Source organism: Thermus oshimai DSM 12092 (genome assembly GCF_000373145.1).
Lineage (GTDB): Bacteria > Deinococcota > Deinococci > Deinococcales > Thermaceae > Thermus > Thermus oshimai.
The window spans coordinates 64,652-87,275 of sequence record NZ_KB890603.1 but is presented as its reverse complement, the minus strand read 5'-3'; the positions used below and the strand labels follow the sequence as shown (position 1 = coordinate 87,275).

Genomic DNA, 22,624 nt, shown 5'->3' with positions numbered 1-22,624 from the left:
TTATAGTGGCCCTATGAGGCTCCTAGCGGCGGTGGACTTCGGGGCGACCCACGAGAGCGTGGTGGCCACGGCGGAGGCCTTGGGGGAGGTCCTGGGCCTCGAGCCCTTCCTCCTCCACGTCATCCCCGATCCCTACTTCCAGGGCCTGGCCCACCACTTCCCCGACCTTAAAGAACCCATCCAGGCCCTCCTGGCCCAGGTGGAGGCCCGGGTGGGGGCGGCCCTTAGGGCGCGGGGGCTGAAGGCCCAGGTCCTCCGGGGCCTGCCGGCTTTTGTGGTGGGCGGGGAGGCCACCCGGGCCAAGCTGGTGGTCCTGGGCCAGGTGGGGGAAGCCCCCCTGGAGCGCCTGGCCCGGGGCGGGATGGCCCGCTACCTCCTCCACCGGGGGGAGGTCCCCGTCCTCCTGGTACCCCCCCACCGGCCCCTCCTCCGCCCGGCCCGGATCGCGGTGGGGGTGGACGAGGGGGACGCGGCCCTCGCCGCGGCCCGCCTGGCCCAGATCTTTGGGGAAAGGCTGGGGGCCGAGGTGGTAGGCCTCCACCTGGTGAGCGGGGAGGGGGGGTGCTGCTACCCCACCTACCTGGACCCCAAAGGCCTGGGCCTGGCCCAGGTGCTGGAGCGGGCGGAGGCCTTCTTGAGCGAGCGGCTTGGGCTTAAGGTCCAGGCCTTCAAAGGGGAGGAGGCCCTGGACCTCCTGGAGGCCGCCAAGCGCCTGGGGGTGGACCTCCTCGTCCTGGGCTCCAAGGCCAAAAGCACCTGGCGCCACCGCCTGGGCCAGATGGTGGAGGCCGCCCTGCGCCACGGGGAGCTCCCCCTTCTGGTGGTGCCCGAGGCCGCCCGCTGGTAGAATCCCGCCGTGCAGGGGCCCGGCTGGTACCTCCGCCTTTCCGCGTACTGGTTCGCCACCAGCTTCAAGTGGTTCCTGGTCCTCCTGGTCCTCCTGCCGGCCCGGGTGGCGGAGCTCTCCCCAGAAGGGGAGCGGGCCAGCCGGCTTGGCCTCCTCTTCGGCCTGGGGGCGGTGATGGCCATCCTGGGCCCGCCCCTCATGGGCTTCCTTTCCGACCGCCTGGGAAGCAGGCGCCCTTTTCTTCTCCTGGGGGCCCTCCTCACCGCCTTCGCCCTCTTCTACCTGGCCCACGCCCCGAGCTTCGCCCACCTCCTCCTGGCCTACCTCCTCCTCCAGGTGGCGGACGACCTGGCCACCGGCCCCTACTCCGCCCTCATCCCCGACCTGGTGCCCAAGGGTAGCCGGGGGCTGGCCTCGGGGTACATGGGGGCGCTCCAGGTCCTGGGCCAGATCCTGGGCGGGGCGGTGGGGTTCCTCCTCCCCTTGGCCCCCCAGGCCTACCTGGCCGCCTTCGTGAACCTCCTGGCCGCGGCCCTCACCCTGGGGGCCATCCCCCCCAGGCCCCTGCCCCAGAACCCCACCCCCCTTCGGAAGGCCCTTCTCCTTCCTTTCGCCGACCCCGACTTCCGCCTGGTCTACCTCACCCGCTTCCTGGTCATGCTGGGCTTTTACCTGGCCCAGACCTACCTGCAGTACTACCTGGCGGACGTGGTCCGCCTTTTCCAGGCCTTTGGGCGGACCCTGGCGGAGGAGCCCTTCCAGGCGGTGGCCCTCTTGGGCCTCCTCATCTCCCTGGGGGCCGCCCTCTCCAGCGTCCCCGCGGGCCGGGCCTCGGACCGCTTGGGCCGTAAGCCCCTCATCTACCTCTCGGGGGCGGGGCTGGCCGTCCTCATGCCCTTCCTCCTCACCCTGCCCCGGTACGAGGTCCTCCTCTTCCTGGCCCTCTTCTTTGGGGTCTTCTACGGGGTTTATCTGGCGGCGGACTGGGCCTTGGTGGCCGATGTCCTTAAGGACCCCAAGGCCCACGCCACCGACATGGGGATCTGGCAGACCTCCATCGTGGTGCCCCAGGTGCTGGCGGGGGCCTTTGGCCGGCCCCTGGACCTCTTGAACGCCCGGGAGCCGGGCCTGGGTTACACCGCGCTCTTCCTCCTGGCGGCCCTCTTCTTCCTCCTGGGGGCGTTTCTGGTGGCGGGGGTGCGGCGGGCCCGGTAGGGAGGTGTATATTTATACGCGTTCTTGAAAAGCCTCCGTTGACACCCTCCTTGCGCCCCGTTAGGATGGTCCGGGTTTTTCGGGAGGGGAAAGAATGAAAACGCTCCTGGCTTTGGCCCACGCCATAGACGCCCTAAGCGAGGGCATCGGGCGGGTGATCGCCTGGCTGGCCCTTTTGGTGGCCCTCCTCTCCGCGGGGAACGCCATCCTGCGCTACGGGTTCAGCTACAGCTCCAACGCCTACCTCGAGGCCCAGTGGTACCTCTTCTCCCTCATCTTCCTCCTGGGGGGGGCTTACGCCCTGAAGCGGAACGCCCACGTGCGCATCGACCTCCTCTACGGGCGCCTGTCCCCCCGCGCCCGGGCCTGGATTGACCTGGTGGGCACGGTCCTCTTCCTCATCCCCATGAGCCTGGGGATCCTCTACCTGGCCTGGCCTTGGGTGGCGGAGTCCGTGCGCATCCGGGAGGTTTCCCCGGACGCCGGGGGGCTTCCCCGCTGGATCATCAAGCCCTTCCTCCTGGTGGGCTTTTTCCTCCTGGCCCTCCAGGGCCTTTCCGAGCTCATCAAGAAGGCGGCCTACCTCATGGGCCTGTGCTCCTTGGAGGAAGAACGGGAGGAGGTGCTGGAGTGATGGACCTGCACAGCCTCATGCCCCCCCTAATGTTCCTGGGGCTCATCGTCTTTCTCCTTTCCGGCTACCCCGTGGCCTTCGCCCTGGGGGCCACGGGCATCGTCTTCGGTTTCCTGGGCATCGCCCTGGACCTCTTCCCCCCCGCCCTCCTCCGGGCCATGCCCGACCGCATCTTCGGTATCATGGCCAACCAGCTCCTCCTGGCCATCCCCTTCTTTACCCTGATGGGGATCCTCCTGGAGCGGAGCGGGCTGGCCGAGGACCTCCTGGACACCATGGGCCAGCTCTTCGGCCCCTTGAGGGGCGGCCTCGCCCTGAGCGTGGTCTTCGTGGGGGCCATCCTGGCCGCCACCACGGGGGTGGTGGCGGCGAGCGTCATGGCCATGGGCCTCATCTCCCTTCCCGTCATGCTCAAGTACGGCTACAACCCCCGCTTCGCCAGCGGGGTCATCCTGGGCTCGGCCACCCTGGCCCAGATCATCCCCCCCAGCTTGGTCCTCATCGTCATGGCCGACCAGCTGGGGGTGAGCGTGGGGGACATGTACAAGGCGGCCCTCATCCCCGCGGCCTTCACCGTGGGGCTTTACTTCCTCTACGTGGTGGCCGTGGCCCTCTTCCGCCCCAAGGCCGCCCCCGCTTTGCCCCTCGAGGCCAGGCCCCATGCAGGCAAGGAGCCCGAGGCCGCCTTCGCCCTCCTCTCCTACCTCCTGGTGGGGGTGGGGGCCTGGAAGCTGGGGGAGCTTTTGGCCCTTCCCGCCTGGCTGGAGGGCCTCGAGGTCCTCTTGGGGCTTGCCCTTTGGACCCTCTTCCTCCTCCCCCGCATCCGGAAAAACGCCCTCCTCCGCCGGGCCCTCCTTTCCATGGTGCCCCCCTTGGTCCTCATCTTCCTGGTCCTGGGAACGGTGCTCCTGGGCATCGCCACCCCCACGGAGGCCGGGGCCATGGGGGTGGTGGGGGCCTTGGTGCTGGCCGCCCTGAACCGGCGCCTCTCCTTCCCTGTCCTCTACCAGGCCATGGACCAGACCGCCAGGCTCACCGCCTTCGTGGTCTTCATCCTCATCGGCTCCACCATGTTCAGCCTGGCCTTCCGGGGGGTGGACGGGGACCTTTGGGTGGACGGTTTCCTCACCAACCTCCCCGGGGGGGAGGTGGGGTTCATCGCCTTCGTGATGCTGGTGGTCTTCCTCCTGGGCTTCTTCATAGACTTCTTTGAGATCGCCTTCATCGCCCTGCCCCTCCTGGCCATCGGGGCGGAGAGCCTAAACATAGATAAGCTCTGGTTCGGCCTCCTGGTGGGGGTGAACCTGCAGACCTCCTTCCTCACCCCGCCCTTCGGCTTCGCCCTCTTTTACCTGAGGAGCGTGGCCCCCAAGGAGGTGAAGACCGCGGACATCTACCTGGGGGGCATCCCCTTCATCCTCCTCCAGCTTGTGGTCCTGGCCCTGGTCTACTTCCTGAAAGACCCCATCCTGCGCTTCGTAAACGGTTTCTAGGGCCCTATACTGGGGCACTTCAAACCCCCCGCCCCTTGGGGCGGGGGGCCTTTTGGGGGGGCTTCTTAGACCGAGGGGAAGGCGAACTGCTCGTAGCCCAGCTCGGCCACCGCGAACCAGCGGTACTGCTCCTCCCGGAACTTCTTCCAGGCGGTGTAGACCTTGCGGTAGGTGGCGTCCTTGGCCGCCTCCTCCTCGTACCAGGCGAAGGCCGCCTTCTGGGCCGCCTGCATGATCTCGTTGGGCCACTTCCTTAGGCGCACCCCGGCCCGGATGAGGCGCTGGAGGGCGGGCGGGTTCAGCTGGTCGTACTTGGCCATCATCCACTGGTTGGCCTCGGCCGCGGCCACCTCAAAGGCCTGCTGGTACTCCTTGGGGAGCTTCCGCCACTCGTTCAGGTTCACGTAGAAGGAGAGCATGGGCCCGGGCTCGTGCCAGCCGGGGTAGTAGTAGAACTTGGCCACCTTGTGGAAGCCCAGCTTCTCGTCGTCGTAGGGGCCCACCCACTCCGTAGCGTCGATGGTGCCCCGCTCCAGGGCGGGGTAGATGTCCCCCCCCGCCAGCACCTGGGGCACCACCCCCAGCCGGCTCATCACCTGGCCCCCGGGGCCGGGGATGCGCATCTTGAGGCCCTTGAGGTCCGAGAGGCTCTTGATCTCCTTGCGGAACCAGCCCCCCATCTGCAACCCGGTGTTCCCGCCGGGGAACTGGATGATGTTGAAGTCGGCGAAGATGGGGCGGAAGAGCTCAATCCCGCCCCCGAAGTACATCCAGGCGTTCTGCTGCCGTGCGGTGAGGCCGAAGGGCACCGCGGTGTCGAAGGCCAGGACCTGGGCCTTCCCCACGAAGTAGTAGCTGGCGGTGTGGCCCACCTCCACCGTGCCCTGCTGCACCGCGTCCATCACCTGCAGCCCCGGCACGATCTCCCCCGCCTGGTAGGGGCGGATCTGGAACCGGCCCCCGGTGAGGGCGGAGACCCGCTCCGCCAGCACCTCCGCCGCCCCGTAGATGGTGTCCAGGCTTTTGGGGAAGCTGGAGGCTAGCCGCCAGCGCACGCTGGGGCTTCCCTGGGCGAAGACCGGGCCGAAGGCCGCGCTTGCCGCTACGCCGATACCCGCCTTCTTCAAAAAGTCCCGCCTTTGCATGGTTGACCTCCTTAGCGGTCGCGGGGATTATACCCCAAGGGGGGGTAGGGCCTGCAACCCCGCCCTGCATGGACTTGCGTTAGCGGAGGTAGAAGAAGGTTTCCGCCCGGTCGTGGCGGCGGGCCTGGGCGGCCTCGAGGTAAAGCCTTAAAACCCCCTCAAAGTCCCGGTAGACCCCCTCCAGGCGCAAGGTGGTGGGGGCCTGGTCGGTGTACACCGCCCACACCCGGTGCAGGCCCCTGGGGGGCACCAGGGTGTAGCGGTAGGCCCCGGGGGGGAGGACGTGGGTGCCCCGGGCAAGGTAGAAGCGGTCCAGCCCGTAGGTGCGGCCGTCCGGGTCCTCCACGAAAAGGGCCACCCAGCCGGGCTCGGCCAGGGTGAGGAGGAAGCGCACCTCCTCCCCCAGGTAGTAAACCCCTCCGGGCCCCCGGTCGGGTTCAAAGCGCAGGATGGCCCGGCCGAAGTCCAGCCGGTAGGTGAGGGAAAGCCCCGCGGGCTCCACCACCAGGGTGCAGGCGGAAAGGAGCCCCGTAAGGAGGAGAAGCCCCAAGCGCATGTCCACCTCCTCCCTTCCAGGATACGCCCCCCTTTCCCCCTCCGCCTTGAGCCTTCCTTAAAGGAGGGGAGGGCGGGCCACGGGGGCGAAGCGCCGGCGGTGGACGGGGGAGGGGCCGAGGGCGAGGAGGGCTTTCTGGTGCTCCTCCGTGCCGTAGCCCTTGTGCCGGGCGAAGCCGTAGCCGGGGTAAAGCCGGTCCAGCTCGGCCATCTTTCGGTCCCGGTGCACCTTGGCCAGGATGCTGGCCGCGGCCACGCTGGGGCTTTGGTCCTCCGCCCGGGGCGGGGCCAGGAGGGGGAGGGCGGTCTTTAAGGGAAGATAGTCCGCCACCAGGGCCTCCGGGGGGAGGGGGAGGGCCTTCAGGGCCCGTTCGGCCGCGAGCAGGGTGGCCTTCAAGACCCCAAGCCGGTCGATCTCCTCCACCTCCGCCACCCCTAGGGCGAAGGCCAGGGCCACCCGCTCCACCTCCTCCGCCAGGCGCTGCCGGTGCTTGGGGCTTAGCCTCTTGGAGTCCCGGAAGGGGTAGGCCCCGGGGGGGAGGACCACCGCCCCCACCACAATGGGGCCCGCCCAGGCCCCCCGGCCCGCCTCGTCCAGGCCCGCCACCCTTAGGCCTGCCTGCCAAAAGGGGGCCTCGAGGGGGTCGGGAGGGATCATGGGGTTTATTCTACGGGCCGTTTCCTGGATTACCTTCACTAAAAACCAAGGTGCGGCAGGGCGCGGCGCCTTGGGCTACCATAGCCCTATGCGGGCCACCTGCCCTCTGGACTGCCCGGACGCCTGCCGCCTCCGCCTCACCTTCCGGGAGGGGCGCCTCGCCAAGGTGGAAGGGGACCCGGAGCACCCCATCACCCGGGGCTTCGCCTGCGCCAAGACCTACCGCTACCCCGAACGGGTGAGGGAACGCCTCCTCTACCCCATGCGCCGCGTGGGGGCCAAGGGGGAGGGGCGGTTCGTGCGGGTCTCCTGGGAGGAGGCCCTGGACGGGATCGCGGAGCGGCTTAGGGCCACCCTGGACCGGTACGGGGGCGAGGCCGTCCTCCCCTACCACTACGCGGGCACCATGGGCCTGGTGGAGGGGCAGCACCCTTTGGCCTTCTTCCGGGCCATCGGGGCGAGCGAGCTCCTGGAGACCATCTGCGCCACCGCCGGGGGCGAGGCCTGGGCCATGACCTACGGCCCCCGCCTGGCCCCAGACCCCGAGGACATCCCGGAAAACGCCCGCTACATCGTCCTTTGGGGCATCAATAGCCTCTCCACCAACAGCCACCTCACCCCCCTCCTCAAGGAGGCCCGGAAGCGGGGGGCCAAGGTGGTCCACCTGGACCCCTACGAGAACGCCACCAGCCGCTTCGCGGACTGGCACCTCAAACTCCGCCCCGGCACGGACGCCGCCTTGGCCTACGCCATCGCCCACGTCCTCTTCCGGGAGGGCCTGGTGGACTGGGCCTATCTGGAAAAGGCGGCCATAGGCCTTGCCGACTTCCAGGCGAGGGCCGAGGCTTGGCCGCCCGAGCGCGCCAGCGCCCTCACCGGGGTGCCCGAGGAGGCCATCCTTCGCCTCGCCCGGGAGATGGGGGAGGCCAGGCGGGTCTTCCTGCGGGTGGGCTACGGCATGACCCGCCACCCGGGGGGCGGGAACGCCCTGAGGGCCGTGGTCCTCCTCCCCGCCCTCCTTGGGGCCTGGCGCTACCCGGGGTGCGGGGCCATGCTCTCCACCAGCGGGGCCTTCCCCCTAAACAAGCGCTTCCTCGGGGGGCGGCACCTCCTGGAGGGGCCGAGGCCCCACCAGGGCTACTTCCGCCCGAACCCCAAGGCCAGGGCGGTGAACATGAACCAGCTGGGGACGGCCCTCCTGGAGCTAGACCCCCCCATCCGGGCCCTTTTCGTCTTCAACTCCAACCCCCTGGTGGTGGCCCCGGACACGGGCCGGGTGAAGAGGGGCCTAGAGCGGGAAGACCTCTTCACCGTGGTGCTGGAGCAGGTCATGACCGAGACCGCCCGCTTTGCGGACTACCTCCTCCCCGCCACCTTCTTCTACGAGCACCCTGACCTCTACACCAGCTACGGCCACCACTACCTCTCCTGGAACGAGGCCCTGGTGCCCCCGGAAGGGGAGGCCAGGCCCAACACCTGGGTCTTCCGGGAGCTCGCCCAACGGCTCGGCCTAGAGGAGCCCACCCTCTACTGGACCGCGGAGGAGGTGGCGAGAAGCCTCCTGGACTCGGACCACCCCTACCTCCGGGGGATCACCTTTGAGGCGCTAAGGGAGGCGGGCTTCCTCAAGCTCAATCTCCCAACGCCCTTCCTCCCCTTCGCCCAGGGCCCCGTGCGCTTCAGCCCACCCCCGGAGGTCATCCCCACCCTCCCCGAGCCGGGTTACCCCCTGATCCTCCTCACCCCCCCGGCCCACCGCTTCCTGAACACCACCTACGGGAACGTGGAGGCCCTGGTGGAGGCGGAAGGGGGGGAACCCCGCCTCCTCATCCACCCAGAGGACGCGGAGGCCCGGGGGATCCAGGACGGGATGCTGGTCCTGGTGCGCTCGGGGAGGGGCCAGGTGGTGCGAAGGGCAAGGGTCACGGAGGCCCCCCTGCCGGGGGTGGTGGTCCTCGAGGGCACCTGGTGGGAGCGGTGGGCCCCGGACGGGAAGGGGATCAACCACCTCACCTCAGAACGGCTCACCGACCTTGGGGGCGGGAGCACCTTCCACGCCAACCCCGTGGAGGTGGCCCCCCTGCTTGGGGACTTTCCCGATGCTTCGTGGGCCTAAGCGGGGTACAGGCTCCTCCGGTAGGTGAGGGCCTCGGCCACGTGGGCCTCCTCCACTCGCTCCGAGCCCATGAGGTCGGCCACCGTGCGGGCCACCCTCAGGAGGCGGTCGTAGCTCCGGGCGGAGAGGAGGAGCTTCTTGGCCGCGGCTTGGAGGAGGGCCTCCGCCCCTGGGGTGAGGTGGAGGTGGGCCCTCAAGGCCCTTCCCGAAAGCTCCCCGTTGGGCCGCCCCTGGCGGGCGAGCATCCTTTTGCGCGCCAGGAGCACCCTTTCCCGCACCGCCTCCGTGCTTTCCCCTTCGGGGGCCCGGGCGAGCTCCAGGGGGGTGAGGCGGGGCACCTCCACCACCAGGTCAAACCGGTCCAGGAGGGGCCCCGAGATGCGGTTGGCGTAGCGCAGGCGTTGGGTGGGGGTGCAGGCGCAGGGGCGCTCCGGGTCCCCGTACCAGCCGCAGGGGCAGGGGTTCATGGCCGCCACCAGGAGGAAGCGGGCGGGGAAGGTGAGGCTGGCCCGGGCCCGGGCCACGGTGACCACCCCGTCCTCCAGGGGCTGGCGCAGGGCCTCGAGGGCCTCCCGGGAAAACTCCGGGAACTCGTCCAGGAAGAGGACCCCGCGGTGGGCCAGGGAGACCTCCCCCGGCTTGGGGATGGCCCCGCCCCCGATGAGCCCGGCGTAGCTCACCGTGTGGTGGGGGGCGCGGAAAGGGGGGGTGCGGAGAAGGCCCCGCACGGGGAGCCCCGCGGCGGAGTGGACCCGGGTTACCTCCAAGGCCTCCTCTTGGCTTAGGGGCGGGAGGAGGAAGGGCAGGCGGCGGGCCAGCATGGTCTTCCCCGAGCCCGGGCTCCCCACCATGAGGAGGTGGTGGCGGCCGCTGGCGGCGATCTCCAGGGCCCGCTTGGCCTTGGCCTGGCCCTTCACGTCCCGGAGGTCCAGAAGGGCCTCTTCCCAGAGGGCCTCCTCCCCTTCCGCCGGCGCAAGCTCCCGCTCCCCCCTCAGGAAGGCCACGGCCTCCCCTAAGGAGCCCACCCCGTAGGCCTCCACCCCCTCCACCAGGGCGGCTTCCTTGGCGCTTCCCTTGGGGAGGAGGAGCTTTTTCCCCTCCCCTAGGGCCCCGAGGGCCAGGTTCACCGCGCCGGGGACGGGCCTTAAGCTTCCGTCCAGGCCCAGCTCCCCGGCGAAGGCGAAGGGGGCCAGGGCCTCAGGGGGCACCACCCCTTGCGCCGCCAGGAGGCCCAGGGCGATGGGCAGGTCAAACTGGCTCCCCTCCTTGCGGAGCTCCGCCGGGGCTAGGTTCACCACCACCCGGGCCTGGGGGTAGGGGAGGCCGCTGTTCTTCAGGGCGGAGCGCACCCTTTCCCGGCTCTCCTCCACCGCCTTGTCGGGCAGGCCCACCAGGGCGTAGCTGGGAAGCCCCGGGCTGACATCCACCTCCACGGTGACGGGGACCGCCTCGAGGCCCAAAAGGGCGTAGCTCCGCACCTGAGCTAGCATGGAAAAAGCTTACCACCTGGAATGGTGTGGGGATTTTTCCACCTCACCCCTTGCGCAGGAGGGGCAGGTAAAGCCCCACCCCCAGGAGGAGAAGCCCCAAAAGCCCCAAGAAGGCCGCCCCGTACCCCAGGGCCCCCACCGCCACCCCCACCCCCCACTGGAGGAGGAAAGTCCCCCCGATGCCGAAGAGGTTCACCAGGGTGGTTGCCCGGCCCACCAGGTGGGCGGGGACCAGCTCCCGGGCCTGGGTCAGGGTCAGGATGTTGAAGGCCCCAAAAAACCCCAAAAGGGCGTAGGCGGGGAGGAGGACCTTTAGGAGGAGGAAAAGAAGCCCCAAAGCGAAGAGGAGGGCGGAGAAGAGGAGGACCCGCGCCGTCCCCAGGCGGTCCGCCAGGTAGCCGGAGACCAAAAACCCCAAGACCGCCCCGCCGCTATAGAGGAGGAGGAGGTTCCCCACCTCTAAGGCCGAAAGCCCCAGGGCGTACCCATAAGCCCCCGCCCAGAGGGTCTGGAGGGCCAGGAAGCTCCCCGCAAAGGCCAGGGCTAAAAAGGCCACCCGGAGGAGGGGCCCGTTCCCCAAGACCTCCCTAAGCCCCCCTACCCCTCCGCCTTGGGGCCAGGCCACCCCCTTAGGGGTGTTCCTCACCCCTAGGGCGATGGCCAGGGCCACCAGGACCACCACCCCGCTTCCCACCAAGAAAACCCCCCGCCAACCCAGGGCCTCCTTCAGGAAGGCCAGGGGCGTGGCGGCCATGAGCCCCCCCGTGGCCCCCAGGCCCACGAGGAGGGTGGACACCGTGGCGTAGTTCCTGGGAAACCAGAGGCTGAAGGCCTTCAGGGCCCCCATGAGGGCCGCGGCCATGCCCACCCCGATGAGGGCCCGCCCCAGGGCGAGGACGGGGAAGCTTTGCGCCAGGCCGAAGACCAGGCTTCCCAGGGCGGCTAGGAGGAGGAAGGCCGGGGTGATGAGCCTGGGTCCGTGCCGGTCCAGCAGCCCCCCTAAGGGGAGTTGGACCGAGGCGAAGGCCAGGTAGAAGAGGCTGGTCATGAACCCAAGCTCCGCCGGCCCAAGCCCCATTTCCGCGGAGAGGTCCTTGGCCAAGACGGCGTTGGCCGAGCGGTAGAAGTAGGAAAGAAAGTAGCCCAGGGTGAAGAGGAGGAAGACCCTTAGCGCCATATCACCTCCGGTTCAAGGCTACCCCCAGGAGGATGAGAAGCCCCCCCAGAAGGGCATCGGGGCTCAGGGGCTCCCCCACGAGGGGCACGGCGAAAAGGGCCCCCGCCACCGGCTCCAGCATGGCAAGGAGGGTGGCTTGGCGGGCGGGGACCCTTTTCACCCCCAGGAGGAAGAGCCCAAAGGGGATCACGGTGCCGAAGACCACCAGGTAGAGCACGGCCAGAACCTCCTTAAGTCCCAAGCCCCAGAGGAGGGGCAGGTGGTAAAGGAGGACGGGGAAGGCGAGGAGGCTCCCTACCCCTGTGGCCACCGCCAGGCTGGTGAAGGGGGGGGTCTTGAGCCCGTAGGAAAAGGCGGCGTAGGCGGCGAAGGAGACCGCGGAGAGGAGCCCAAAGGCTACCCCCACCGCGCCCCCTACCAGGCCCTCGGGCCCCACTACCAGGAGGTAGGCCCCCAGGAGGGCAAGCCCCACCCCCGCAAGGGCTTTGGTGGGAAGGCGCTCCCCCCGGAGGAGGGCGTAGAGGGTGAGGAGGGCCGGGGCCAGGTACTGGAGGAAGATCCCCGTGGCCACGGTGGTGGCGTGGATGGCCAGGTAGTAGAAGGCCTGGGCTCCGGAAAGGGCGAGGCCCACCCTAAGGAGGCGCGGCCTCTCCTCGGGAAGGGGCGGGTGGCGGCGGAGGAGGGGCAGGAGGAGGAGGAAGCTTAGGAGGAAGCGCAAGGGGATGAGGAGCCCGGGGGGGATGGCCTCCATGAACCGGCCCGCCAGGGCCCCGCCCAGGCCCCAAAGGAGCGCGGCGAGAAGGATGGGGATCACCGCCTACCCCCCAGCACCGCAAGCCCCACCCCCACGAGGAGGACCAAAGCCCCCAGGAGGACCAAGGGCCCCGGCACCTCCCCGAAGAGGAGGAAGGCCAGGAGGCTCGCCCCCACCGGCTCAAACAGGATGGCCAGGGTGACCAGGACGGGGGAGATGTGGCGGGTGGCCCAGTTGAAGCTGGTGTGGCCGATGAGCTGGGGGATCAGGGCCATGAGGAGGATGTAGAGGTACACAGGAAGGGGGTATCCGCCGTACCCTCCCCCGAAGAGGTAGGGCAGGGGGAGGAGGAGAAGGGCGGCCGCGGTGTAGGCGAAGCGGATGTACTCCAAGGTGGAAAGCCCCCGCCGCTGGGCCTCCCGTCCGAGGAGGAAGTAAAAGGAAACGGCCACCGCCCCCAAGAGGGCCAGGAGGTCCCCCAGGAGGGGGTTCTTCCCCCCACCCCCCTGCGCGTCCCCCAGGCCGATGAGAAGCCCCCCCGAGAGGGCCACCCCTACCCCGAGGAGGGTGAGGGGGGTGGGCTGTTCCCGGAAGAGGAGCCAGCCGAGGAGGGTCACCCAGACGGGGTTGGTGGTGACGAGGGCGGTGCTGGCCGCCACGGAGGTGTAGGAGAGGGAGGTGATCCAGAAGGCGAAGTGCAGGGCCAGAAAGGCCCCCGCCCCCAGGGCCCAAAGGACCCCTTCTCCCTTCGCGGGCCTCCGCCAGCCCGGGAGGAGAAGGAGGGCGGCCAGGCTCAAGCGGCCTGCGCTCATCACCAGGCTGAAGGCGAGGCTCGCATCCCCGCTGGCCCCTAGGGCGAGCCGCACCAGGATGCTCCCGAAGCTGATGGCCAGGATCCCCAGGAGGAGGACGGCGAGGAGTTTTGCCCCCGAGGGCCGCATGGGAGCATTTTTCCACGAAGGGGCGTATATGACCAGTGGGTCAAGGGGCTTCTGTCCCTTTACCATGGGACCAATGCCCATACCTGGGCTGGTATACTTGCGGCGAAGGAGGACCGTATGGTGACGGTTGCGGTTCCTAAAGAGAGGGCGCCAGGGGAACGAAGGGTGGCCCTGGTGCCCGAGGTGGTGGCCCGCCTGGTCAAGGGGGGGGCCCGGGTGCGGGTGGAGCGGGGCGCCGGCGAGGGCGCCTACCACCCGGACGAGGCCTACCTCGAGGCCGGAGCGGAGGTGGTGGAGCGAGGCGAGCTCCTAAAGGGCGCCAACCTCCTCTTCACCGTCCAGCCCCCGGACGAGGAGCTCATCGGGGGCCTCGAGGCGGGGGCCATCCTGGTGGGCTTCATCCAGGCCCATAAGAACCCGGACCGGGTGCGGGCCCTGGCGGCCAAGAAGGCCACGGTCATCGCCATGGAGCTCATCCCCCGCATCACCCGGGCCCAGAGCATGGACGCCCTCTCCAGCCAGGCCACGGTGGCGGGGTACCTGGCGGCCATCCACGCGGCCAGGCTTTCCCCCCGCTTCTTCCCCATGCTCACCACCGCCGCGGGCACCATCCGCCCCGCCAAGGTCATGGTCATGGGGGTGGGGGTGGCGGGCCTCATGGCCATCGCCACCGCCAAGCGGCTTGGGGCCCAGGTCTTCGCCTACGATGTGCGCAAGGCCGCGGTGGAGCAGGCCCTCTCCTTGGGGGCCAAGCCCATTGAGCTCCCCATCAGCGCGGAAGGGGAGGGGGGGTACGCCCGCGAGCTCACCGAGGAGGAAAAGCGCATCCAGCACGAGGCCCTAAGGGAGCACGTGGCGGGGATGGACGCCATCATCACCACCGCCCAGGTGCCGGGGCGGAGGGCCCCCATCCTCCTCACCGAGGACATGGTGGAGCGCCTCAAGCCGGGCACGGTGGTGGTGGACCTGGCGGCGGAAAGCGGGGGGAACTGCGTCCTCACCAAGCCTGGGGAGCTGGTGGAGGTCCGGGGGGTGAGGATCTACGGGCCGTTGAACCTCCCCAGCGAGCTTTCCGTCCACGCCTCGGAGATGTACGCCAAGAACCTCTTGAACCTCTCCAGCCTGCTCATCGAAAAGGGGGAGTTTGCCCCCAAGTGGGAGGACGAGATCATCCAGGGGGCCCTCCTCATGAAGGAGGGCGAGGTGGTCCATGGGCCCACCAAGGCCCTTCTGGGAGGTGCGTGATGGAGTTTAACCTTTGGGCCGCGCTTTACATCTTCATCCTGACCGCGTTCTTGGGGTACGAGCTCATCACCCGGGTGCCGGTGATCCTCCACACCCCCCTGATGTCCGGCTCCAACTTTATCCACGGGGTGGTGGTGGTGGGGGCCATGGTGGTCCTGGGGCACGCGGACACCGCCCTGGAAAAGGCCATCGGCTTTATAGGGGTGGTCCTGGGGGCGGCCAACGCCGCCGGGGGGTATGCGGTCACCGTGCGCATGCTGGAGATGTTTGAACGGAAGCCCGGCAAAGGGGGTGGGGCGTAATGGACCTCATCCAGCTGGCCTATCTGGTGGTGGCGGTGCTCTTCATCACCGGCCTTAAGCGCATGGCCCACCCCACCACCGCCAAAAGCGGCATCGTCTGGGCGGGCTGGGGCATGCTCCTTTCCGTCCTCGCCACCTTCTTCTGGCCGGACATGGGGAACTTTGGCCTCATGCTCACCGCCCTCCTCCTAGGCACGGTGGTGGCCTGGTGGGCGGCGGTGCGGGTGGCCATGACGGACATGCCCCAGATGGTGGCCATCTACAACGGCATGGGCGGGGGTGCGGCGGCCACCATCGCCGCGGTGGAGCTTTTGAAGGGGGCGTTTGAGAACGCGGGCCTCATGGCCCTGGCCATCCTGGGGGGGCTCATCGGGAGCGTGGCCTTCACGGGAAGCCTCATCGCCTTCGCCAAGCTCCAGGGGCTCATGCGCGCCCGGCCCATCCTCTTCCCCGGGCAGAAGCCCCTGAACCTCCTGGTCCTCCTCCTGGCCGTGGCCTTGGGGCTTTACCTCCTCTTGAACGACGCCACCCCCCTCATCGTCCTCTTCTTCCTCCTGGCCCTCCTTTTTGGCGTCCTCATGACCCTGCCCATCGGCGGGGGGGATATGCCCGTGGCCATCTCCTTCTACAACGCCTTCACCGGGATGGCCGTGGGCTTTGAGGGCTTCGCCGTGGGGAACCCCGCCCTCATGGTGGCCGGCACCCTGGTGGGGGCCGCGGGCACCCTCCTCACCGTGCTCATGGCCCGCGCCATGAACCGCTCCGTCTGGAGCGTTCTGGTGGGGGGCTTTGGGGTGGAGCAGGCCGCGGGGGAGATCCAGGGGAGCCTCAAGCCCATCGACGTGGAGGACGCCGCGGTCATGCTGGCCTACGCGAACAAGGTGGTCTTCGTGCCCGGCTACGGCATGGCCCTCTCCCAGGCCCAGCACAAGGTGAAGGAGCTGGCGGACCTCCTGGAATCCCGGGGGGTGGAGGTGAAGTTCGCCATCCACCCCGTGGCGGGGCGGATGCCCGGGCACATGAACGTCCTCCTGGCGGAGGCAGGGGTGGACTACGACAAGCTCAAGGACCTGGAGGAGATCAACCCCGAGTTCCCCACGGTGGACGTGGCGGTGGTCATCGGGGCCAACGACGTGGTGAACCCCGCCGCCCGCCGCCCCGGAAGCCCCCTTTACGGCATGCCCATCCTGGACGTGGACAAGGCCAAGAACGTCATCGTCATCAAGCGGGGGCAGGGGAAGGGCTTCGCGGGGGTGGAAAACGAACTCTTCTACGCGGACAACACCCGCATGCTCTATGGGGACGCCCAGGACGTCCTCACCCGGCTCACCCAGGCCCTGAAGAAGCTCTAGCGCCGTAGGGGCCCCGCCGTGGGTTCCACGGCGGGGTTCCCTTGACGCCCTTTTAGGCCCTTGGTATAGTACCTACTGCGGTCGGTCCGCGGTAGCTCAGTCGGTAGAGCGGCCGGCTGTTAACCGGTTGGTCGCAGGTTCGAGTCCTGCCCGCGGAGCCAAGAGGGGGGCCTAGGCCCCCCTGGGTCTTTTATTTGGGGGGAAGAGCGGGTATAATCTCCCTTCGTGCGGCCTGCCGGCCGGGAAAGGAGGTGAGGCTTCCCCTAAGGGAGCTCACATGCGCGTATACGAGGTGAACATCATCCTGAACCCCAGCCTGGACCAGACCCAGCTGGGCCTGGAGAAGGAGATCATCGGCCGGGCCCTCGAGGCCCACGGGGCTGAGGTGGAGAAGGCGGAGGACCGGGGGGTGCGCCGCCTGGCCTACCCCATCGCCAAGGACCCCCAGGGCCACTTCCTCTTCTACCGGGTGAGGATGCCCGAGGACCGGGTGAACGCCCTGGCCGCGGAGCTCCGTCTCCGGGACAACGTGCGCCGGGTCATGGTGGTCAAGGCGGTGGAACCCTTCCTCAGCAAGGCGTAAAGTGAAAGCATGGCCAGAGGCCTGAACCGCGTTTTTCTCATCGGAACCCTCACCGCCCGCCCGGACATGCGCTACACCCCTTCTGGGATGGCCATCCTGGAGCTCAACCTGGCGGGCCAAGACCTCATCCGGGACGAGACCGGCCAGGAGCGGGAGCTCCCCTGGTACCACCGGGTGCGCCTTTTTGGCCGCCAGGCGGAGATGTGGGGGGATGTCTTGGAAAAGGGCCAGCTCCTCTTCGTGGAGGGGCGGCTTTCCTACCGCCAGTGGGAGCGGGAGGGGGAGAAGCGGAGCCAGCTGGAGATCCGCGCGGATTTCATTGACCCCCTGGCCCCCGCGGGCCGGGAGACCCTGGAGGACACCCGGGGCCAGCCCCGCCTCAAGAACGCCCTCAACCAGGTTTACCTCATGGGCAACCTCACCCGGGACCCGGAGCTCCGCTACACCCCCCAGGGCACCGCGGTGGCCCGGCTGGGCCTGGCGGTGAACGAGCGCGGGCGGCAACAGGGGGAGGAGAGGACCCACTTCGTGGAGGTTCAGGCCTGGCGCGACCTGGCCGAGTGGGCCGGGGAGCTGAGGAAGGGCGAGGGGCTTTTCGTCATCGGCCGTTTGGTGAACGACTCCTGGACAAGCTCCACCGGAGAGCGCCGCTACCAGACCCGGGTGGAGGCCCTCCGCCTGGAGCGACCCACCCGTGGGCCTGCCCAAGCCGGCGGAAGCAGGCCCCAAACCGTCCAGACGGGTGGGGTGGACATAGACGAAGGACTCGAGGACTTCCCGCCGGAGGAGGATCTGCCGTTTTGAGCACCAAGAACGCGAAACCCAAGAAGGAGGCGCAGGCGCGCCGCCCCCGGAAGGTCACCAAGGTGAAGGCCAGCCTGGGGGAGTTTGACCTTAAGGACTACTGGAACGTGGAGGTCTTGAAGCGCTTCCTGTCGGAGACGGGGAAGATCCTGCCCCGCCGCCGCACGGGGCTCAGCGCCAAGGAGCAGCGGATTCTGGCCCGGACCATCAAGCGGGCCCGGATCCTGGGGCTTCTGCCCTTCACGGAGAAGCTGGTGCGCAAGTAGGGGGACGCCATGAAGGTCATTCTTCTAGAACCCCTGGAGAACCTGGGCGATGTGGGCCAGGTGGTGAACGTCAAGCCCGGCTACGCCCGCAACTACCTCCTGCCAAGGGGCCTTGCGGTCTTGGCCACGGAGAGCAACCTCAAGGCCCTGGAGGCCAAGATCCGCGCCCAGGCCAAGCGCCTGGCGGAGCGCAAGGCCGAGGCGGAGCGGCTTAAGGAGATCCTGGAGAACCTCACCCTCACCATCCCGGTGCGGGCGGGGGAGACCAAGATCTACGGCTCCGTCACCGCCAAGGACATCGCCGAGGCCCTAAACCGCCAGCACGGCATCGCCATTGACCCCAAGCGCCTCCAGCTGGAAAAGCCCATCAAGGAGCTGGGGGAGTACGTCCTCACCTACAAGCCGCACCCCGAGGTGCCCATCCAGCTCAAGGTGAGCGTGGTGAGCCAGTAACCCCTTTCCCGGCAGGCCGCACCCCGGGGGGCCTATGGGCTCCCCGGGCCTTTTTTGGGGCCCCCACCGCCGGGTGGGGTTTTATCGGAGCACCACCCCCGGCTGGACCCGAAGGGCCCTGAGGAGGGGGAGGAGGGAGGAGAGGAGGACCGCCCCCAGGCTTGCCGCGCTCACCAAGAGGAAGTCCCGCCCCTCCATCTTCACCGGGAGGTGGGTGAGGAAGTAGAGTTCCCCGGGGAGGTCCAGGGGCCTTTGGGCCAGGTAAAGCCCCAGGAGGTAGCCGAGCCCGTTCCCCAAAAGCACCCCCCCAAGCCCCAAAAGCACCCCCTCCAGGGCGAAGACCAGGCCCACGGTGGCCCTCGAGGCCCCCATGGCCCGCAGGAGGGCGATCTCCGGGGTCTTCTCCACCACCTTGAGCACCAGGAGGTTGGCCACGCCCAACGCGGCCACGGCCACGATGAGGTAAACGAGAATGCCCAAGACCCGCTTTTGCAGGGCCAGCTGCTCCAGAAGCGTCCTCTGGGTGTCCTGCCAGGCCTGGGGGTAGAAGCGGGTGCCGGCCATCTCCGCCCCCACCTCCTTGGCCCGCCAGGGGTCTTGTAGGCGCACCTGGTAGCCCTGGGCCTTAAGGCCGGCCAGGGCCTCCACGCTCTTTAGGTCCACGAAGGCGTAGGCCGAGTCTATGAGGTAGTTGCCCGTGCGAAAGGAGCCCAAGACCCTAAGCTCCACCCGTTCTTGCAGGGCCGAAAGGGCGTAGATCCGGTCCCCGGGCAGGGCCCCTAGGCTCTGGAGGAGGGCCGAGCCCAGGTAGATCCCCCCAGGCTCCAGCTTTAGGCCCAGCTCCGGGTAGAGCGCCTCTCCCCCCTCCCCCAACCCCACCAGGGTGGCGAAGTCCACCCCCGGCCCCCGGCCGGGCTCCGCAGGCCGGGTGAGGAGGGCCTTGGTGGCGGCGAAGGGGGCCTGGGCCACGGCCTCGGGGTGGGGGGGGAGGGGGGGGAGCCCGGGGGTCAGGCTGAAGAGGACCAGGTGGGGGTAGGCCTTGAGGGTGGCCCGCACCAGCCCGTCCACAAAGCCGTTGGTGAGGGAAAGGGCCAAAAGGAGCACCGCCACCCCCACCCCCACCCCCAGGAGGGCCAGGCCGCTTTGCAGGGGGCGGCGGCGGATGTGGGCCAGGGCCAGGAAAAGGGCGAAGCGCACCCTTCCAGTCTAGGGTTTCCTCCCGCCCGGGTAGGCCACCACCTCCAGATGCACCAGCCTGCGCCCGAAGCGCAAGGCCGTGGCCCGGTCGGGGAGCCACACGTCCACCTTCTCCCGCATCCTGGGGTGCATCACGTCCGCCACCACGAAGACCAGGCCCCGGAAGAGGGGGTCAAACTGGCCCTTGCCCCGGCCGTAGACCGTGCCCAAATCCCTTAGCCGCACCTGGGTGCCGAAGGGGAGGACCTTGAGGAGGTCCCGGCTTACCGCCAGGACCCCGAGCCGGGTGCGCATCCCCGTGGCGGTCACGAAGGGGGTGGCGTCCGTTTCCCGCACGCTGGAGGTGTAGGCGGTGGCCTCGAGGACCATCGCCTTGGGCGCCTGGGCCTTGCCAATGGGCAAGACAAGGAGGAGAAGGAGAATCCAAGGCATAGCGTCCTTTACTATCCCCACCAACCCTTGAAGACCCTGAGAAGGATTAGGCCGGAGGCTCATGCGGCGGGGGCCTTTTTTCTTGGACCCAGTCTTAGGGTAAGAAAATCCCGCCGGATAGGGAGCTTATCCGGCGGGGCTGGATGAGAAAATCCTCTAATCCCTTAAGTTTAGCCTCATCTCTTTCCCAAAGAGCCCCTCAGGGGCAGGGGGTGTTGGAGAGCTCCAGGGTGTACCGTCCGCTCCCCTCCTCGTCAAACCCCGCCCGGGCCAGGCCCCGGTCCCGCACCACGAGGAGGGTGGCGGGGCTTACGGGGGCGCAAGCGTAGACCGAGTCCAGGGTAAGGGGGGTGGGGTCGCTTGGACTCCCATAGAGAAGGACCACCAGGTCCAGGGGGCCGCTGTAGGAGAGGCGCAGGTACCCCGTGGCCGAGGCCACGTTGTAGCGGTCAAACTCCCCCAAAAACTCTATGGCCCCCGTGACCGTGCCCGAAGAGAAGGCTTCGCCCTGGCCCCTTGGGTCTGGGGTGAAGTCCTCCGCGTAGAGGCTCACGGTGTCCCCTGCGGGGGCGAAGTTTTCCACCTTGAGGTAGTAGGCCTTCCCCGCCTGGGCCTTGAAGTTTAGGCGGATCCCGGGGTCCGGGGTGAGGCCTAAGGTCTCGAGGCCCAGGGGGGCCAGTTCGGGCCCCAGGGCGAAGTAGTTCCGGGCCACGCTCACCCCCTGGACCACGTAGTTCCCGTCGTACAGGGTGAGGCGGAGCCGGGCCCGGCCCTCTAGTTGGGCCGAGACCGCCCCTACCCGCACCGGGCCGCTTCCCCCTACCAGGCGGTAGACCTTGACCCCGGGGCGTAGGGTACCGTCCGGGCGTTCCTCTGCCGGGGGTAGCTCCACGGACACGCTTTCCCCCACCCTGAGCTCCCCGCTCACCGGGGCCCCGAGCTGAAGCTCCCCGCACCCCGCCAGGGCCAAGGCAAGGGTGAAAAGCCCCAAGACCTTGCGCATACGTCCCTCCTTAGGACAAAGCTTACCCTCCTGGGCCGGGGGGCGGGCTTTAGCCTCCCTTTACTCCAGGACCCCCAGGTAGGGGTAGAGGTCGGGCCCCCCGGGGAGGATCTCCACCGCCAGATGGGGAAAGGCCTCCACCACCCTTTCCGCCCGTTCCCGCTCCACCCTGGGGCCCAGGAAGAGGGTGAGGACCTCCTTGCCCTCCTGGGCCAGGCGGAGGAGGCGGTCTAGGACCTCTTCCGGCGTCTCCCCCACGGTCACCAGCCTGCCGTCCAGGAGGCCGATGGGCTGGTCCTTCAGGACCTTGACCCCATCCACCTCCGCGTCCCGGCTGGCCCAGGTGACCTCGAGGGTCCGGGCGCCCGCCATGGCCTCCTCCATCTCGGGGAGGAGGGTCTCCGGCTCCTCCTCCGGCAGGTAGCGCACCGCCGCGGCTAGGCCCTGGCCGATGGTGCGGGTCTTTAGGAGGTGGACCTCCTTGCCCAGTTCCCTGGCCAGCCTCGCCGCCTCCTCCGCGGCCAGGAAGACGTTGGGGTTGTTGGGGAGGAGGATGACCTTGGGGTTGGGGAGGCTTTTGATGGCGGAGAGGATCTCCTCCACGCTGGGGTTTTGCGTCTGCCCCCCCGCCACCACCCGCGCCCCCAGGCTCCGGAAGGCCTTGGCCACCCCGTGCCCCAGGGCCACGGCCACCAGGCCCGTGGGGGGCGGGGCCTCCTCCAGAAGGCCCGCCATGGCCAGGATCTCCGTGTGCTGGGCGGTCATGTCCTCCACCTTGGTGCGCACCATGCGGCCGAAGCGGGCCACCGTGGCGAGGAGACCGTCGGGGTCGTCGGTGTGGATGTGCCCCTTCACGTAGCCCTCGGCCCCCACCACCAAGAGGGAGTCCCCGAAGGGGGCCACCGCCTCCCGGATCTTTTCTATGGGCACCTCCACCCCCTCCATGAGGAACTCCGTGCAGTAGCCGAACTCCTCCGTTGCGAAGGCGGTCTGGGCGTAGCGCTCCACCTTGGGGGCCTCGGGAAGGGGAAGCTTAAGGGTGTACCCCAAAAAGCCCTCCAGAAGCCGCACGTACCCCGCCCCCCCGGCGTCCACCACCCCCGCCTGCTTGAGCACGGGGAGGAGGTCGGGGGTCTTCGCCAGGGCTTCCCGCGCGGCCTCCAGGGCGCTTTGCCAAACCTCCTCCAGGGTGTCCCCGCGGGCCCCTTGGGCCGCCGCCCTTGCCACGGTGAGGATGGTGCCCTCCACGGGCTTCATCACCGCCTTGTAGCCGGTTTCCGCCCCCAGGCGCAGGGCCTCCTTTAGGAGGGGGGCCTCGAGGCGCTCCCCCTTGCGCAGGGCCTCGGTGAAGCCCTTCAGGATCTGGGAGAGGATGACCCCGCTATTGCCCCTGGCCCCAAGAAGGCTTCCGTAGGCGATGGCCCGGGCCACCTCGGCCATCTTGGAGGTGTCCTGCAGGTCCAGCTCCCGCCGGGCGGAGCTCAGGGTGAGGTGCATGTTGGTCCCCGTGTCCCCGTCGGGCACGGGGTAGACGTTGAGGGCGTTGAGCTCCTCCACGTACACGGAAAACCAGTCCGTGGCGTAGCGGAAGGCCTGGGCCAGCTCCTCCGGGCTCCAGCTACCCACGCCCCACCCCCACCACGTGCACCCGCACCTGGGAGAGCTCCACCCCGGCAAGCTTCCGGGCGGCGAAGGAAACCCGCTCCGCCAGGGACTCCACCACGGTGGGGATGCGGGTGCCGTAGGCCACCACCACGTAGAAGTCCGCCTGGTACTGGCCGGGCCTAGTGGGGTCTTGGCGCACCACCACCCCCTCGCTCGCCTCCTGGCGCCTCAGGATGCGCACCACCTGGTCCTTAAGCCCCGCGGGGGCCATCCCCACCACCCCCGGGACCTCGTGGGCCGCCAGGGCCAGGATGGCCGCCAGGGCGTTTTCCGTTACCGTGACCCGTCCCCCCATGG

General features: G+C 68.9%; 24 protein-coding genes and 1 tRNA gene. 13 read left to right on the top strand and 12 right to left on the bottom strand.

Going from position 1 to position 22,624, the window contains the following annotated elements; translation table 11 throughout:
• Window positions 1-13: 13 nt before the first annotated feature.
• The 4 genes from B043_RS0102790 (at window position 14) to B043_RS0102775 (ending at window position 4,189) form a co-directional block, all read left to right on the top strand.
• Window positions 14-847 carry a universal stress protein gene (locus B043_RS0102790; RefSeq protein ID WP_018460869.1) on the top strand — a complete coding sequence of 278 codons (834 nt, stop codon included), beginning with the start codon at window positions 14-16 and terminating at the stop codon, window positions 845-847.
• A gap of 9 nt (window positions 848-856) precedes the next feature.
• Window positions 857-2,062, top strand: coding sequence for an MFS transporter (locus B043_RS0102785; RefSeq protein WP_016330311.1), 1,206 nt, complete (start codon window positions 857-859; stop codon window positions 2,060-2,062).
• Window positions 2,063-2,156: 94 nt separating this feature from the next.
• Window positions 2,157-2,696 (top strand): TRAP transporter small permease subunit, encoded by a 540-nt coding sequence (locus B043_RS0102780; protein WP_018460868.1) that lies wholly within the window; start codon window positions 2,157-2,159, stop codon window positions 2,694-2,696.
• A complete protein-coding gene (locus B043_RS0102775; RefSeq protein WP_016330309.1) occupies window positions 2,696-4,189 on the top strand; it encodes a TRAP transporter large permease in 1,494 nt (497 codons plus the stop codon). Before B043_RS0102780 ends, B043_RS0102775 begins: the two co-directional genes overlap by 1 nt.
• Window positions 4,190-4,254: 65 nt before the next feature.
• On the opposite strand, the gene B043_RS0102770 is transcribed toward B043_RS0102775, so the two are convergent.
• From B043_RS0102770 to B043_RS0102760, 3 genes are all read right to left on the bottom strand, one after another.
• Window positions 4,255-5,334, bottom strand: a complete 1,080-nt coding sequence (locus B043_RS0102770) for a TRAP transporter substrate-binding protein (protein WP_018460866.1) — start codon at window positions 5,332-5,334, stop codon at window positions 4,255-4,257.
• A 79-nt stretch (window positions 5,335-5,413) separates the two neighbouring features.
• Complete coding sequence (locus tag B043_RS0102765; RefSeq protein WP_016330307.1) at window positions 5,414-5,890, bottom strand: DUF4384 domain-containing protein; 477 nt, start codon at window positions 5,888-5,890, stop codon at window positions 5,414-5,416.
• Between the two features lie 57 nt (window positions 5,891-5,947).
• On the bottom strand, window positions 5,948-6,544 hold the full coding sequence (locus B043_RS0102760; RefSeq protein WP_155987389.1) for a ribonuclease HII: 597 nt from the start codon (window positions 6,542-6,544) through the stop codon (window positions 5,948-5,950).
• 91 nt (window positions 6,545-6,635) lie between these two features.
• On the opposite strand from B043_RS0102760, the gene B043_RS0102755 reads away from it, so the two are divergent.
• Window positions 6,636-8,663, top strand: coding sequence for a molybdopterin oxidoreductase family protein (locus tag B043_RS0102755; protein WP_018460864.1), 2,028 nt, complete (start codon window positions 6,636-6,638; stop codon window positions 8,661-8,663).
• On the opposite strand, the gene B043_RS0102750 is transcribed toward B043_RS0102755, so the two are convergent.
• Genes B043_RS0102750 through B043_RS0102735 form a run of 4 tightly spaced genes read right to left on the bottom strand, consistent with a single transcriptional unit; the run spans window position 8,660 to window position 13,025 of the window.
• Window positions 8,660-10,153 carry a YifB family Mg chelatase-like AAA ATPase gene (locus B043_RS0102750; protein WP_026234097.1) on the bottom strand — a complete coding sequence of 498 codons (1,494 nt, stop codon included), beginning with the start codon at window positions 10,151-10,153 and terminating at the stop codon, window positions 8,660-8,662. The two genes, B043_RS0102755 and B043_RS0102750, sit on opposite strands and share 4 nt — an antisense overlap.
• A 43-nt stretch (window positions 10,154-10,196) precedes the next feature.
• Window positions 10,197-11,330, bottom strand: coding sequence for an MFS transporter (locus B043_RS0102745; RefSeq protein ID WP_018460862.1), 1,134 nt, complete (start codon window positions 11,328-11,330; stop codon window positions 10,197-10,199).
• Between the two features lies 1 nt (window position 11,331).
• On the bottom strand, window positions 11,332-12,144 hold the full coding sequence (locus tag B043_RS0102740; RefSeq protein ID WP_018460861.1) for an EamA family transporter: 813 nt from the start codon (window positions 12,142-12,144) through the stop codon (window positions 11,332-11,334).
• Entirely contained in the window at window positions 12,141-13,025 is an 885-nt protein-coding gene (locus B043_RS0102735) for a DMT family transporter (protein ID WP_018460860.1), read from the bottom strand. The genes B043_RS0102740 and B043_RS0102735 overlap by 4 nt, the downstream gene beginning before the upstream one ends.
• Window positions 13,026-13,142: 117 nt before the next feature.
• On the opposite strand from B043_RS0102735, the gene B043_RS0102730 reads away from it, so the two are divergent.
• The 8 genes from B043_RS0102730 to rplI all read left to right on the top strand — a co-directional run bounded on the left by B043_RS0102730 (window position 13,143) and on the right by rplI (window position 18,030).
• Window positions 13,143-14,270, top strand: coding sequence for an NAD(P) transhydrogenase subunit alpha (locus tag B043_RS0102730; RefSeq protein ID WP_016330299.1), 1,128 nt, complete (start codon window positions 13,143-13,145; stop codon window positions 14,268-14,270).
• Window positions 14,270-14,572, top strand: a complete 303-nt coding sequence (locus B043_RS0102725) for a proton-translocating transhydrogenase family protein (RefSeq protein WP_016330298.1) — start codon at window positions 14,270-14,272, stop codon at window positions 14,570-14,572. Before B043_RS0102730 ends, B043_RS0102725 begins: the two co-directional genes overlap by 1 nt.
• Complete coding sequence (locus B043_RS0102720; protein WP_018460859.1) at window positions 14,572-15,924, top strand: NAD(P)(+) transhydrogenase (Re/Si-specific) subunit beta; 1,353 nt, start codon at window positions 14,572-14,574, stop codon at window positions 15,922-15,924. Before B043_RS0102725 ends, B043_RS0102720 begins: the two co-directional genes overlap by 1 nt.
• An 85-nt stretch (window positions 15,925-16,009) precedes the next feature.
• A tRNA-Asn gene (locus B043_RS0102715) sits at window positions 16,010-16,085 on the top strand.
• 116 nt (window positions 16,086-16,201) lie between these two features.
• Window positions 16,202-16,507 (top strand): 30S ribosomal protein S6, encoded by a 306-nt coding sequence (gene rpsF / locus B043_RS0102710; protein WP_016330296.1) that lies wholly within the window; start codon window positions 16,202-16,204, stop codon window positions 16,505-16,507.
• A gap of 9 nt (window positions 16,508-16,516) precedes the next feature.
• Window positions 16,517-17,311, top strand: a complete 795-nt coding sequence (locus B043_RS0102705) for a single-stranded DNA-binding protein (protein WP_026234096.1) — start codon at window positions 16,517-16,519, stop codon at window positions 17,309-17,311.
• A complete protein-coding gene (gene rpsR / locus B043_RS0102700; RefSeq protein ID WP_018460858.1) occupies window positions 17,308-17,577 on the top strand; it encodes a 30S ribosomal protein S18 in 270 nt (89 codons plus the stop codon). The genes B043_RS0102705 and rpsR overlap by 4 nt, the downstream gene beginning before the upstream one ends.
• A 9-nt stretch (window positions 17,578-17,586) precedes the next feature.
• Window positions 17,587-18,030 carry a 50S ribosomal protein L9 gene (rplI, locus tag B043_RS0102695; protein ID WP_016330293.1) on the top strand — a complete coding sequence of 148 codons (444 nt, stop codon included), beginning with the start codon at window positions 17,587-17,589 and terminating at the stop codon, window positions 18,028-18,030.
• A gap of 81 nt (window positions 18,031-18,111) precedes the next feature.
• Here the strand turns inward: rplI and B043_RS0102690 are convergent, their stop codons facing one another.
• From B043_RS0102690 to B043_RS0102670, 5 genes are all read right to left on the bottom strand, one after another.
• Window positions 18,112-19,227 (bottom strand): ABC transporter permease, encoded by a 1,116-nt coding sequence (locus B043_RS0102690; RefSeq protein ID WP_018460857.1) that lies wholly within the window; start codon window positions 19,225-19,227, stop codon window positions 18,112-18,114.
• A gap of 9 nt (window positions 19,228-19,236) precedes the next feature.
• Window positions 19,237-19,659 carry a 3D domain-containing protein gene (locus tag B043_RS0102685; protein WP_018460856.1) on the bottom strand — a complete coding sequence of 141 codons (423 nt, stop codon included), beginning with the start codon at window positions 19,657-19,659 and terminating at the stop codon, window positions 19,237-19,239.
• A gap of 199 nt (window positions 19,660-19,858) precedes the next feature.
• The gene (locus B043_RS0102680; protein WP_018460855.1) at window positions 19,859-20,662 is read right to left on the bottom strand and encodes a hypothetical protein; all 804 of its coding nucleotides are present in this window, start codon (window positions 20,660-20,662) and stop codon (window positions 19,859-19,861) included.
• 60 nt (window positions 20,663-20,722) lie between these two features.
• Window positions 20,723-22,288 carry a DAK2 domain-containing protein gene (locus B043_RS0102675; RefSeq protein WP_018460854.1) on the bottom strand — a complete coding sequence of 522 codons (1,566 nt, stop codon included), beginning with the start codon at window positions 22,286-22,288 and terminating at the stop codon, window positions 20,723-20,725.
• Window positions 22,281-22,622, bottom strand: coding sequence for an Asp23/Gls24 family envelope stress response protein (locus B043_RS0102670; RefSeq protein WP_016330288.1), 342 nt, complete (start codon window positions 22,620-22,622; stop codon window positions 22,281-22,283). Before B043_RS0102670 ends, B043_RS0102675 begins: the two co-directional genes overlap by 8 nt.
• Window positions 22,623-22,624 lie beyond the last annotated feature (2 nt).